The organism is Pseudomonadota bacterium (assembly GCA_039028155.1).
Taxonomy (GTDB): domain Bacteria; phylum Pseudomonadota; class Alphaproteobacteria; order SP197; family SP197; genus JANQGO01.
The window spans coordinates 1-12,373 of sequence record JBCCIS010000091.1 but is presented as its reverse complement, the minus strand read 5'-3'; the positions used below and the strand labels follow the sequence as shown (position 1 = coordinate 12,373).

Below are 12,373 nucleotides of genomic sequence, written 5' to 3'. Positions count from 1 at the left end.
TTCATAACGAGATCATCGAACTCGTGCCTGGGGCAGAGGCAGGAAAAGCTATTCTCAAGGGCGTATCAGAGGGTTGGTAGCTAAGGCCGGTTTGGGGTCAAAGCGCCGGTAGTTCCTCACGCTTGATATGGAGTTGGAGTTAGAACTCTCATTGTGTGGTGTGCTGGGCTGACCGCTTAGGGTCATTTTTTGCTCTTGACCGATCTGTCAGGCCGACGGTGAAAGTGTGCCCGAAACCGGACATTTGGACGGGCACATTGCCGGATGTGGCTCAATCGTGATTCAAGCTCACAGGAGCTTCGAATCATGCGCTATCAACTTTCCGACTTTGAGTGGTCGATCATCCAACCCGTTCTGCCAACCAATTCTCGCGGTGTGCCCCGCGTTGATGACCGGCTTGTGCTGAACGGCATCTTCTGGGTGTTACGCTCCGGAGCGCCGTGGCGCGATCTGCCTGAGTGCTACGGCCCGTATACGACCTGTTACAACCGCTTCAACCGATGGCGCAGGGCAGGTATCTGGGACAGCATCCTTGCTGCCATGACGGACAGGCGCGACGACAATGTTCAGATGCTCGACACGTCCATTGTCCAGGTGCACCAACACGCAAGTTGCGTCACGGAATGCGCGAGCAACTGCACGGGCCGGTCACGCGGCGGGCTTACAACAAAAGTCCACGCGGTTGTCGATGCCAAGGGATTGCCTCTCCGATTGGCGCTCAGCGCCGGGCAAGAGCATGACAGTCTGCTCGCCGGTGATCTGCTGACGGAGCTTCGCTACAACAGCATGCTGCTCGCCGACAGAGCCTATGACTCCGATACAATCAGGGAGTTTGCGAGAGAGCGTGGAGCGTGGGCTAACATTCCGCCGAAACGAAACCGCAAGAACCCGGTCTGCTTCAGCCCGCATCTGTACCGAGATCGCAATCACGTGGAGCGGTTCTTCAATCGCATCAAGCATTGCCGACGGATCGCCACCCGCTACGACAAGCTGGCGGAGAACTTCCTCGCATTCATCAAGCTCGCGGCAATCCGCTTATGGCTGGGCGTTTATGAGTCCACGTCCTAGTCCGCCGCCAGAGTTTCGAGTGCGGCGATGAATCGCGCGATCCCTTGTTCGACAGAGCCGTCGTTGACCACGTCGATCACATCATCGCCGGCCACGGTAACAGCAGCCGCGCGATCGAGCCGGCTTTCGACGTCCTCACGTGTTTCCCGTCCTCTCTCCTCAAGTCGTGACTTGAGGGCGTCGCGCGGCGCCGAGATCGATACGACACCAACACGCGGAAACCGCTGCCGCGCGTCGTCGATCACGCCCCGCGAGACGTTGACCACCACATGATGCCCGGCCGTCAGGTCGTCGACGATCGATGCCGGCACCCCATAGTCATGCCCATGGGCGGGCCATGACAGGGCAAAGGCGCCGTCTGCGCGCTGGCGCGCAAAGGCCTCAGGCGTCGTACCCTGGTGATCCTCGCCGCCGGCATCCTCGGCTCGCGTAATCACACGCCTTGGGAAGACGAAGCGCGCGCGATCGAGCGTCTGCCTTGCGCCGTCAAGCAACGTGTCCTTGCCGACACCACTCGGTCCCACGACGAGGATGAGAACACCAGGCAAGGGACGTCAGCCGCTCAGTGGGAACCGGTCTACCAAGACAAACGGTGATTGGCGATCCGTCTGAACAAGGAGGCTGACGGCGTCGATGGTCACGGGCGGCTGGCAAATCGGTTGAACGACCGGCGAAAGCGCGTCAATCACGCGATGGCTGTCGGCCGGTTCAAGGAATTCGCTGAGCGTCAGGTGAAAGTGAAATTCGTCCATCACATAAGGGTAGCCCCAGCGGACCAGGAGGTCATCTTGATGACAGGTCAGATCCGACTGGCGGCGGCGCTCCAGATCGGCCGGAGACAAGGGCGCGCGAAAGCGCTCAAACATCTCGACGCACGCCGCGGCAAGGTCGTTGATTTCCGGCGCTTCCGCCGCCGGCACCAGTGCGACAAAGCCGTAGAGGTCGCTGAGCGCAAGTCCCGGCAGGGTTACCGCGGGTCGGCCAGCAACGAAGTTCGCGAGCGCCTGGTGCAGATCGTCCATGGCGTGGTCGCCGGCCAACGTGAACGGCGCCTTGAGCGTTCCGTGAAACCCGTATCGCCGAGGCGATCTCGTGATCACCTTTTGCCACGACGGATCGAGACCATCCACAGAAACTCTCGAAATCTCTTGTTCAGAAGAAACGTCGCGGCCGAGCCATCCAGCCGCGAAGGTCGAGAGGGCCGAGCCCGCGGCCGGCGTATAGTAGATGGCGACCCTCTCGCTCACGTGGATCTGTTCCGCGCCGCGCAGGCTTCCAGGACAGCGACGAAGTGATCGAGTTCAGGCGTCTTGGCATCCGGATCCTTGGCAAGTTCATCCCAGCGTCGCAGCATGACGGCATCCTTGGCATAGGGCGCGTCGATGAAACGCTGCGCCTCGGCCTGCGTAAACGGACCGCCCTGAAGCTCAAGACTGCGCACCGACTGCGGGGAGAGTTTATCCAAGTAGTCCGGTTCAACAGCCGTCAGGTAACGCTTCGCCGCCACATGAAGGCGGATCGGCACCAGCACATCGTCACCAAAGAGCTGACTGATCCAGCGCGCGCCACTCGCCTCATGGCGCAGATCTTGCCCTTCGTCATCGGCGGTCTCGGCATCCGGGTCGATAAGATGGCCGATGTCGTGCAGCAGCGCCGCCGCGACCAGTCCGGGCGCTGCGCCGGAACGTTCCGCCCATGTCGCGCATTGCAGTGCGTGTTGGCGCTGACTTACCGCCTCGCGGCCATAGCGTTGGCCGCCCTCGGCGTCGAGAACCCGTTTGATGTCGTCTATCGTCACCTGTTGCATGCGAACCCTTCTCTATCTGCGTACGCCAGCAAACATATCTCAGACATGTGACAGTACTTCGACGACTTGCCAAAGCTGTCTAATCATATAGACCTTCTGACAGAGAATTGCATCGGAGCAGAGCATGGAGCGCGGCAGCGGTGTCGCCATGTGGCGGCAGATCGAAGACCGCATGAAAGAGGACATCGTCTCCGGCAATTGGAAGCCCGGTGACCGACTACCGACCGAGTCCGAACTGGCGGAACGCTTTGGCGTCAACCGCCACACCCTGCGTCGCGCCTTAAGCGCGTTACGCGACGACGGCTTGGTTCGCATCGAACAGGGGCGCGGCACGTTCGTGCAGGACGATGTGATCGACTACGCGGTGCGGCGCAGAACTCGGTTCTCAGAGAACATCAGCAATCTCGGCCGGCAACCCAGCGGCGAGGTCGTGCGCGCCGAGACGGTTGCGGCTGATACCCAGGCGGCATCCGCGCTTGAGATACGTCGCGGCCAAAAAGTCGTGCTCCTCGAGCTGCTCTCCTTTGTCGACGGCCGGCCGGTCAGCATTGGCGCGCATCAGTTTCCCCAGACCCGCTTTCGCGGCCTGGACAAGACCTATCGGGAGACAGGGTCGATTACGAAGGCGCTGCGCCAATTCGGTGTCGACGACTACTTTCGCAAGCTCTCCAGGGTGTCGGCCCGCCTGCCCGAACCGGAGGACGCCCACCTGCTCAACATGGCGCGCGCCCAGCCCATTCTCTACACCGAGAGCGTCAACGTGGACCGGGACGGCAAACCCATCGAGTACTGCATCGCCCGCTATGCCGGCCATCGAATGCAGTTGGTGTTCGAGCTCTAGCGTACGTTTCGATCAAGCGACATCACCAGACCGCTCGCCCACCCGACCACCCCGAGGATGCTGCCATGGGCGGCCGGGCGGGGAGCGCGCCGGCACTGTCCCCGTGAAATCGGCAATTGCTTTAGCCTCGGTTGTCCTCGACCGGCCATATCCCTACAAAGAATGGGGGAGTCATAGCCATATCAATGTGTTATCAACGATCCAGAGGCAGACGGGGCAAGCGACGCTATGGCGGCATCGACCGAGAAGTCGATTTTTCATGTCGTGATGATCAAACCGACCCATTACGACGATGACGGCTATCCCATTCAGTGGCTGAGATCGGCGATCCCGTCGAACACGCTGGCGTGTCTTAATGGTCTGTCGCGGGATTGCCAGGACCGCGCGGCACTGGGCGAAAACGTCGACATCCGCCTGCACACCTATGACGAGACCAACAAGCGGGTCAAGCCCCAGCGCATCATCAACATGATCCGGCAGGCCGGCGGCAAAGCGTTGATCGCGCTGGTCGGTGTCCAGTCGAACCAGTTCCCGCGCGCGGTCGATCTGGGCCGCGTATTCCGCGACGCCGGACTGCAGGTCGCAATCGGTGGCTTTCATGTCTCCGGCTGCATGTCGATGCTGCCTGAGATGCCCGACGACATGAAGGAAGCTCAGGCGCTGGGCATTTCGTTTTTTGCTGGCGAGGCCGAGGACGACCGCCTCGGCGATGTCTTCCGTGACGCCTGGAACGACGACCTGAAGCCGCTCTATAACTTCATGAAGGACCTGCCCAACATCCAGGGCGAGCCGACACCCATCCTGCCCGAGCAACACATCCGGCTGACCGCGGGCTCCCATTCCAGCTTCGATCTGGGACGCGGCTGCCCGTTCCAATGCTCGTTCTGTACCATCATCAACGTCCAGGGGCGCAAGAGCCGGTTCCGCAGCGCCGACGACCTGGAGCGTATCATCCGCGACAACTACGAGCAGGGTATCAACCGATTCTTCATCACCGACGACAACTTCGCGCGCAACAAGGATTGGGAAGCGTTCTTTGATCGGCTGATTGAGTTGCGGGAAGGCGAAGGTCTGGACATCAAGTTCATCATCCAGGTCGACACGCTGTGCCACAACATCAAGAACTTCATTGAAAAGGCGACACGCGCCGGCGTGAACCGGGTCTTTATCGGACTGGAGAACATCAACCCCGACAACCTGCTGGCGGCCAAGAAACGCCAGAACAAGATCACCGAGTACCGATCGATGCTGCAGATGTGGCGCGACCACGGCGCGACCACTTACGCGGGCTATATCCTGGGCTTTCCCAGCGACACCAAGGAATCGATCCTGCGCGACATCGAGATCATCAAGCGCGAACTGCCGCTGGATCTGTTGGAGTTCTTCTTCCTGACGCCCTTGCCTGGCTCCGAGGACCATCAAAAACTGTGGCATGCGGGCACGTGGATGGACCCCGATCTCAACAAGTACGATCTTAACCACCGTGTCAGCCATCACCCGAAGATGTCCGACCAGGAGTGGGAAGAGGCCTATCGCGCCGCGTGGGACAGCTATTACAGCATCGAGCACATGGAAACGGTGTTGCGGCGTGCGTCCGCCCACAAGCGCGGTCGACCGGGCAACAAGTTCTTCCTGATGATGTGGTTCTATCTGATGGTGACCTATGAAGGCGTCCATCCTTTGGAGGGCGGTTACTTCCGACTGAAGTTCCGCAAGGATCGGCGCCACGGTCTGCCGAAGGAAAACCCCATCGTTTTCTATCCGCGCTATGTCGGCGAGGTTATCGCCAAGCATTACCAGTTCGCCCGTATCGTCGGACGTCTCTACCCGATCTACCGGCGGATCAAGGCCTCGCCTGATCGCTGGAACTACACCGATCTGGCCCTTACGGAAGCCGTCGACGACGAGTTCGAGACCCTCGACATGTTCAAGAAAACCATGGGCGGCGACAGCGCGGTCGCGCGTAAGCGCCAGCACGACGAAATCCGCGAGAGGACACGCGCCGCCGCGGCGGAATGACGCGATAGACGTTTCGACTGGTCATCGGCGCATATCCGTCGCACGCTTGTTCGCGGTACGACACTGCGGGCCCATGTCCAGGCGGTCATGATGAAACAACAGGATCTCGAGATCCGCCCCCTCGCCTCCGCCATCGGCGCGGAAATTCTGGGTGTCGACCTTGCCGAACCATTGGGCAACGAAGGCTGGGATCAGATCAGCCAGGCGTTTCGCGATCACCTTGTCATTTTTTTTCGCGATCAGGATCTGACACCGGACCAGCACATTGCCCTTGCCCGCCGGTTTGGCGAGTTGGAGCCCTATCCGTTCGTCAACGGGATCGATGGCTACCCCGAGCTGATCGACATCGTGAAAATGCCGAGCGAGGTGCGAAACTTCGGCGCCGGCTGGCATGCCGACATGTCGTTTCGGGAGGAACCGCCTCTAGGTGCCGTGCTCCACGCGATCGAGGTTCCGCCAGTCGGCGGCGATACCATGTTCTGCAACATGTACCTGGCGTACGAGACGCTGTCGGATGGCATGAAACTCTTGGTCGAGACGCTGGCCGGTGTCCACGACTCATTCGAACCGGCAGACCACTCGCAGAACTTCAAGGGCATGAGCCTGATGGGCAAGGAGGGCGCGACGCGCCAGGTGACGCGCCACCCGCTCGTCAAAACGCATCCCGTTACCGGGCGCAAGTCGCTCTTCATCAGCCCAGACTACTGCTTCGCGATTGACGGCATGACGGACAGGGAAAGCCGCATGCTGCTCGACTACCTGGAAGAACATGCGACCCGTCACGAGTTCTGTTGCCGATTCCGGTGGCAGCCCGGATCCATCGCCGTCTGGGACAACCGTTGCGCCATGCATAACGCGCTGAATGACGACCTTGCCGCCCATGCCGGCAGCAAGGGTTTCAAACGGGTCATGCGTCGCGCTACCATTCGCCGTTAGCCATAGGCCCGGCACGAACCATAGGAGACCCCACCATGACAGCCACAGCCGTCAAACTGGACACCGGCCCCGATCCCAAGCGCCAGGCGCGCATCGACCTCGCGGCCGCTTACCAACTGGCCAGCCGCTTTGGTTTTGACGACGGCATCTGGAACCACTTCACGCTGACAGTCCCCGGCGCCCAGGACTTGTTCCTGGTAAAACCGCATGGTCTGTTGATGTCGGAGATAACCGCATCGAACTTGATTGTGGTCGATCGGGAAGGAACGGTCGTCGAGGGTGATGGCCCTGTCGAGACGACAGCGTTCTGCATCCACTCGAAGATCCATGAGCTGATCCCGGAAGCGACCTGCGTGCTGCACGCCCATCCGCCCTATTGCAACTGGCTGGCCGATAGTGATGGCGGCGAGATCGAGATGTTCGATCAGGATTGTCTGCGATTCCTCGATCGCATTGCCTACGACAACGACTATCAGGGTTTTGCGTCCGACACGGTCGAAGGCGAGCGTATGGCGCACGCGTTCAACGGCAAGCCGGTCCTGCTCAGCCGCAGTCACGGCATCACGGTGCTCGGCGATACGGTCGCCGAGGCGTTCGATGACCTCTACTACGTCGAACACGTTTGCCAACGTCAGTACCGGGTCGTCAGTTCAGGCAACGCTCTCGCCCAGATTCCCAAGGCCGTGTTGAACCGCATTCAAAACGAGGTGCATGGCGGCCATCGCGCCCGATCCGCCCACCAGCATTTTGAAGCGTTGAAACGCGTGCTCGAACGTGAAGGCTCGAACTACGCATCGTAACCGCGACCGGTAGCATCAATGCCTGGGGCGTCCGCGATCGATCAGCCATGACCACACCGTTGTGACGGCCCCCCTCGCCAGCGTGTCGCGCGCCGACAATCTGCGTGGCGCGGCCTTTGTCATTGCGGCTGCGGCCGCCTTTGCCACCACGGCAGCGCTGGTGAAGGCGGCCGGCGACAGCGGGATCAGCGCCTTTCAGACCGCTTTCGTGCGCGCCGTCATCGGCCTATTGGTCGTCGGGCCCCTGCTCTATCGCCGGCGCATCGCTCCATGGCGTACGCGCCATTTAAGACTGCATATGACGCGCTCGGTCGCCGGCGGCGGCGCTATCGTCATCGGCTTCTACGCTTTCACCGTGATACCGCTGGCCGACGCCACGGCGATCGGTTTTACCGCGCCACTCTTTGTCACCGTCCTCGCCGTCTTCGTCCTGGGCGAACAGGTGGGCTGGCGGCGTTGGGCGGCGACAGCGGCAGGCTTTATCGGCGTCATCATCGTCGTGCAACCGGGTGGTGCCGGTTTCGATCCCATCGCCTTGATCGTGCTGATCCAGGCCCTGCTCATCGCACTATCGATTGTCATCGTGAAGCGTTTCCCGGCGCGCGAGAGCCAGCTTTCGATGATGTTCTTCACCTTTGTCTCGTCCGGCCTGTTCTCCGCATGGTTCGCCTTGGCGCATTGGGTGATGCCGACCTGGCACCAGGCGGGCCTGATCCTGGGCGTCGCGGCGGCCGGCATTGCCGCCCAGGCCATGGTTCTGCGCGCCTACCGCCTTGGCGAGGCGAGTTTCATTGCGCCACTATCTTATGTGCGCCTGATCTTTGCCGGTGCGCTGGGCGCCATCTGGTTCGCCGAACTGCCCGACGTCTGGGTGTGGGTGGGATCGGCGTTCATCGTTCTCGCGGCTCTCTACACGGCACGGCGCGAAGGTTCGTCCGCGCCACGTCAGGAGAGCAAGGAAAGCTAGCGCCTCTAGCGATCAGGCCAGATCAGGTTGAACGGGCGGTTCGAGATGATGTCCTCGATGATCTCGTCGGGGAAACGCGGCAGTGTCACGTCTTCGCCCCAGTCGTTGATGGCGCGGAACGAGCTAAGCGCTTCCTGCGTTGTCTGCATGGGAAAGTCGGATCCGAACAGGAGCTGGTCCGTCACCTTGTAGTCCAGCGCCAGCATCAGGGCGTTGTAGCACTGCCACTGGCGGTAGTAGCGCGCCGATAGATCGGCGAAGAGCTGCTTGTGTTTGCGCAGCAGCACCACGGTCTCGCCGATCCACGGCTGACCGACATGGGCGATGATCATCGGCAGATCCGGGAACGCCCGTGCGATCTTGTCCAGCAAGATGGGATTGCCGTATTCCAGCATGCTCGCCGCCGGATAGGCCGCCGACTGGTGCCACAACAGCGGAATGGCGAGCCGGTTGGCGACCTCGTAGAGTCGCCACGCCTCCTTCGACCACGGATCGTAGCCGGCATAGACCGGCGAGATCTTAAGACCGCGCAGGCCCAGTTCGATGACGGCGCGCTCCAGCTCCTCCGGCGCGTCGTCGTCATGAGGATCGACGCAGGCAAAGCCGATGGCGCGATCGGGAAAACGGCCGACATAGTCGGCGACGAACTCGTTCGGCACATGAATGCCTAGCTGGTTCCAGCGCAACGTCAACACGACGAACTTGTCGGCCATCGCGGCAACGCCGGCCAGATGGGCGTCTGGATCAGCGGCAATGCTCTTGCCGGTTCGAACGCCCATTTCCTCGCGCTGCTCCGGGCCCAAATGCTCGGGCAGCCACAGGTTTGTGTGCCAATCGATCAGCACGGTATCGCCTCCCCTCCACGCAACGACCAGTCCCTATCCCCTCGTGGCCGTCCCGACTAGTATAGCAATCGCAAAGGGATCGACGAGGCGAAGCGGGTATGAAGTTCCAACTGGTGATGAACATGGAGCGTCTGTCGCCCGATATCGACATGCGGGATGTCGAACGGCACGCGCTGGAGATGGTGCAGATGGCCGACGCGGGCGGTTTTCACATCGCCTGGGCCGCCGAACACCACGCCATCGAATTGCAGATCGCGCCCAATCCGTTTCAGATCCTGACCTGGTGGGCGGCCCACACCTCGCGTATCCGTTTGGGCACCGCGGTTGTTGTCGCACCCTATTGGCACCCGATCCGCGTCGCCGGCGAAGCAGCGATGCTCGACCTCTACAGTGGCGGCCGTCTTGAATTCGGCATTGGCAGCGGCGCCTATCAGCGCGAGTTCGACCGCATGGCGGGCGGCCTCGACCAGAAACTCGGCTACAAGTACATGCACGAGATGCTGCCGGCGGTAAAAGCGCTGTGGCAGGGCGAGTACGCCCATGACGGCGAGTACTGGTCGTTCCCGACCTCGATATCGGTGCCCCAGCCGCTCCAGAAACCCCATCCGCCACTATGGGTCGCCGCACGATCGCCACTGACCTATGAGTGGGGCATCAAGAACGGCTGCAACATCCTGTCATGGGCAATCGCCCGCCCCTTCTCGGAAGTCGAGACGTACAAGGAGCGGTTCGAAACCGTGTTGCGCGACAATCCCGACCTGAATCGCCCGCAGTTCGCAACCATGCGCTATGTCGCTGTGTACGACCGGCCCGATCGCGCGGAAGCACCCATCGAGGCCACCATGAAACAGATGGCGCGGTTCCAGAACCTGTTCAGGAACCTGGGCGGTGTCACCAATGGCTTCGCCGATGAGATCGATATGGAGGCCCTAAATGATCAGGAGGGCGTCGATGTCCAGGCGTTCCGCGACAACCTGATGTTTGGCACACCTGACGAGGTGATCGCGAAACTCAAACCGTATGAGGCGCTGGGTGTCGACCAGTTCACCTATTGCGCCAGCTTCGGGCTTGGCATGAAAGAGCAGAAGCGCTCCCTCGAGCTCTTTATCAGGGAAGTCATGCCTGCGTTTGCAGATACCGATCAGGCAATGAACGCGGCACAGTAACGCTCTCGCAGGCTGACTAGCGAAACACGGCGTCGGGAACGTGCTCGACGATCATATCCAGGAAGTCGTCCGAAATGCTGATGGCGTAGTTGAGATCCACGTCGTCGCGACGTTCGCCAATCTGAATGCCGATGGCGTAGACCTCGTCACCATCTCGGACCAGCAGCGGACCGCCTGAGCTACCGACGTCCGTGTCGATTTCATGGGCAAACAAACGCTGTCGGTTGTTGGGCTCTAGACGCAGCTCGCGTCCCGTGCCCTGTTCAACAATCGGCCCCTCGGCTGCATACTGCCAGGCAAGGCTCAGATCGAACTCAAGGTTTTCGAACTTACCTGTATCAAGAGATGCGGACTCACTGTAGAGCGCTACCGTATGGGGCCCGTAGTATCCGGCCACCGTGACATCGCGCCGGTCTACCGTTCCGCTCGGTGACAGCAGAAACGCATCGACGTCATCGCGCGTCATGCTCCAAATGGGAACGCTGACACCGCAATGCGGCTCGGCGATTTGAACGACCGCGTAATCCGATGCGCGGTTGATCTCTGGGTTCAACGTGTTGACGTGCACATCAGAGATGGCATAGGTCCGGTTTGGGCAACCTTCGATGAACACCCGGTATCGGCTGAGCTCGCTGGCGACGGGTTCACGCGCAATGCCGGTGGCGAGCCAACGGCCGTTGCCGACGAACAAGTGGGCCGCGGTGATGAGATGGCGTCGCCCAACAACGACCGCGCTCGCCAACGAGTTGTCGCCGGCACCAACGTTCGCAACATAGGGAAACAACGACAGGCGGCGCGTGTCCTCACCCACAATGTCTATCGGAATGATTCCGTCAGTGACCTGATGGTCCAGTGTTAACGACGTGATCCCGGGCATCGCAGCGGCCAATGAGCCAACTGCAGCAATCAGAACACCTGCCACGAGCGGCAACAAGCCGCTCCTCCACAATATCTGCCAGTTTGTTGGTCGGGGTTGCCGGTTCATGAAAGGCCTATCGCGAGATCGATTGCCGACACTAGAGCGCGTTAACCTGACTTGATGGAATCGCTCAGCGACCCATCGAAACAGAACCTGCTCTCATGTCCGCGCAACAGTTTTCTCGCAGCACCCGATCGATCGCAAGTCCCTATGCTGCAAACTTGGCGTCGTCTGACATCGACATACTTGGGGGTCGATATCTAGAGGCAATCGCCGGTCGGTGGATCGCGGTATGACCATGATCGATGGCGTTCCGCCTTTCATGATCTGGAATCCGTCACGCCTGGACGCCGAACCACGACAACGCGCGCGATGTCCGCCGGGAGGCGGTCGCGTTACCTGTCGCGCAACAGAAGGATAGCCGTGCTATCTAAGCCAGCGTTCTACTGAAAGTTCGACCGTGTTGTTGCACCGACGCCATTGCGCCAGTTGTGCGACGATCGGCACCGTCCACAGATGCGCTCACCGGCCCATGAACTCTCAAAGCTCGATTCGCACATCAAACAGCGGCGAAGCTTCGGTCGCTCATCGGTCTGGCGCTGGTCCTGTTTCTTACTCATGATAGAACATATTGTGTACACACAGCCCTCAATCAAGCCCCACGCGCCTTCGCGAGCAGCCTAGCGTCACACCAACCGACGTGCCTGAAAGCGGCACCATCGATCCGAAAAGCATCAGAAAACCGACGCGGGACATGAGGTATCTCTTGACCGGCGCAGCCCCAGCTTGGGGCCCAAGCGGGGCCTGATCGGCATAGCGTTCTTGGGTGGCGGCTAGTTTCCGCCGCCGCCGCCGTCACCGCCGCCGCCATCACCGCCGCCGCCATCACCGCCGCCGCCGTCACCGCCGCCGCCGCCGTCACCGCCGCCGCCGCCATCACCGCCGCCGCCGCCATCACCGCCGCCGCCGCCATCACCGCCGCCGCCGCCATCACCGCCGCCGCCG

General features: G+C 61.1%; 12 protein-coding genes. 7 read left to right on the top strand and 5 right to left on the bottom strand.

Annotated features, from left to right (window positions below; translation table 11 throughout):
• Positions 1 to 306: 306 nt before the first annotated feature.
• Positions 307 to 1,068 (top strand): IS5 family transposase, encoded by a 762-nt coding sequence (locus tag AAF563_24675; GenBank protein ID MEM7124494.1) that lies wholly within the window; start codon positions 307 to 309, stop codon positions 1,066 to 1,068.
• On the opposite strand, the gene phnN is transcribed toward AAF563_24675, so the two are convergent.
• The 3 genes from phnN to AAF563_24660 are packed head-to-tail and all read right to left on the bottom strand — an operon-like array spanning position 1,065 to position 2,875.
• Complete coding sequence (phnN, locus tag AAF563_24670; GenBank protein MEM7124493.1) at positions 1,065 to 1,616, bottom strand: phosphonate metabolism protein/1,5-bisphosphokinase (PRPP-forming) PhnN; 552 nt, start codon at positions 1,614 to 1,616, stop codon at positions 1,065 to 1,067. The genes AAF563_24675 and phnN overlap by 4 nt on opposite strands.
• Positions 1,617 to 1,622: 6 nt before the next feature.
• A complete protein-coding gene (locus tag AAF563_24665; GenBank protein ID MEM7124492.1) occupies positions 1,623 to 2,315 on the bottom strand; it encodes a DUF1045 domain-containing protein in 693 nt (230 codons plus the stop codon).
• Positions 2,312 to 2,875, bottom strand: coding sequence for a phosphonate degradation HD-domain oxygenase (locus AAF563_24660; GenBank protein ID MEM7124491.1), 564 nt, complete (start codon positions 2,873 to 2,875; stop codon positions 2,312 to 2,314). Before AAF563_24660 ends, AAF563_24665 begins: the two co-directional genes overlap by 4 nt.
• A 124-nt stretch (positions 2,876 to 2,999) precedes the next feature.
• On the opposite strand from AAF563_24660, the gene phnF reads away from it, so the two are divergent.
• The 5 genes from phnF to AAF563_24635 all read left to right on the top strand — a co-directional run bounded on the left by phnF (position 3,000) and on the right by AAF563_24635 (position 8,438).
• Positions 3,000 to 3,716, top strand: a complete 717-nt coding sequence (gene phnF, locus AAF563_24655; GenBank protein ID MEM7124490.1) for a phosphonate metabolism transcriptional regulator PhnF — start codon at positions 3,000 to 3,002, stop codon at positions 3,714 to 3,716.
• Positions 3,717 to 3,944: 228 nt separating this feature from the next.
• The gene (locus AAF563_24650; protein ID MEM7124489.1) at positions 3,945 to 5,735 is read left to right on the top strand and encodes a radical SAM protein; all 1,791 of its coding nucleotides are present in this window, start codon (positions 3,945 to 3,947) and stop codon (positions 5,733 to 5,735) included.
• Between the two features lie 87 nt (positions 5,736 to 5,822).
• Positions 5,823 to 6,671: a TauD/TfdA family dioxygenase gene (locus AAF563_24645; GenBank protein ID MEM7124488.1), complete on the top strand. Its 849-nt coding sequence runs from the start codon at positions 5,823 to 5,825 to the stop codon at positions 6,669 to 6,671.
• Between the two features lie 35 nt (positions 6,672 to 6,706).
• Positions 6,707 to 7,471 (top strand): class II aldolase/adducin family protein, encoded by a 765-nt coding sequence (locus AAF563_24640; protein ID MEM7124487.1) that lies wholly within the window; start codon positions 6,707 to 6,709, stop codon positions 7,469 to 7,471.
• A gap of 61 nt (positions 7,472 to 7,532) precedes the next feature.
• Positions 7,533 to 8,438 carry a DMT family transporter gene (locus AAF563_24635; protein MEM7124486.1) on the top strand — a complete coding sequence of 302 codons (906 nt, stop codon included), beginning with the start codon at positions 7,533 to 7,535 and terminating at the stop codon, positions 8,436 to 8,438.
• 5 nt (positions 8,439 to 8,443) lie between these two features.
• Here AAF563_24635 and AAF563_24630 read toward each other — a convergent pair whose 3' ends face one another.
• A complete protein-coding gene (locus AAF563_24630; GenBank protein ID MEM7124485.1) occupies positions 8,444 to 9,283 on the bottom strand; it encodes an amidohydrolase family protein in 840 nt (279 codons plus the stop codon).
• A gap of 98 nt (positions 9,284 to 9,381) precedes the next feature.
• On the opposite strand from AAF563_24630, the gene AAF563_24625 reads away from it, so the two are divergent.
• Positions 9,382 to 10,449, top strand: a complete 1,068-nt coding sequence (locus AAF563_24625) for an LLM class flavin-dependent oxidoreductase (protein MEM7124484.1) — start codon at positions 9,382 to 9,384, stop codon at positions 10,447 to 10,449.
• Positions 10,450 to 10,465: 16 nt separating this feature from the next.
• On the opposite strand, the gene AAF563_24620 is transcribed toward AAF563_24625, so the two are convergent.
• The gene (locus tag AAF563_24620; protein ID MEM7124483.1) at positions 10,466 to 11,260 is read right to left on the bottom strand and encodes a trypsin-like peptidase domain-containing protein; all 795 of its coding nucleotides are present in this window, start codon (positions 11,258 to 11,260) and stop codon (positions 10,466 to 10,468) included.
• Positions 11,261 to 12,373: the final 1,113 nt, after the last annotated feature.

Bases quoted from the DNA above. Each gene is read 5' to 3' on its own strand.
- AAF563_24675 (MEM7124494.1), top strand. From the start codon at position 307: ATGCGCTATCAACTTTCCGACTTTGAGTGGTCGATCATCCAACCCGTT.
- AAF563_24660 (MEM7124491.1), bottom strand. From the start codon at position 2,875: ATGCAACAGGTGACGATAGACGACATCAAACGGGTTCTCGACGCCGAG.
- phnF (MEM7124490.1), top strand. From the start codon at position 3,000: ATGGAGCGCGGCAGCGGTGTCGCCATGTGGCGGCAGATCGAAGACCGC.
- AAF563_24650 (MEM7124489.1), top strand. From the start codon at position 3,945: ATGGCGGCATCGACCGAGAAGTCGATTTTTCATGTCGTGATGATCAAA.
- AAF563_24645 (MEM7124488.1), top strand. From the start codon at position 5,823: ATGATGAAACAACAGGATCTCGAGATCCGCCCCCTCGCCTCCGCCATC.
- AAF563_24640 (MEM7124487.1), top strand. From the start codon at position 6,707: ATGACAGCCACAGCCGTCAAACTGGACACCGGCCCCGATCCCAAGCGC.
- AAF563_24625 (MEM7124484.1), top strand. From the start codon at position 9,382: ATGAAGTTCCAACTGGTGATGAACATGGAGCGTCTGTCGCCCGATATC.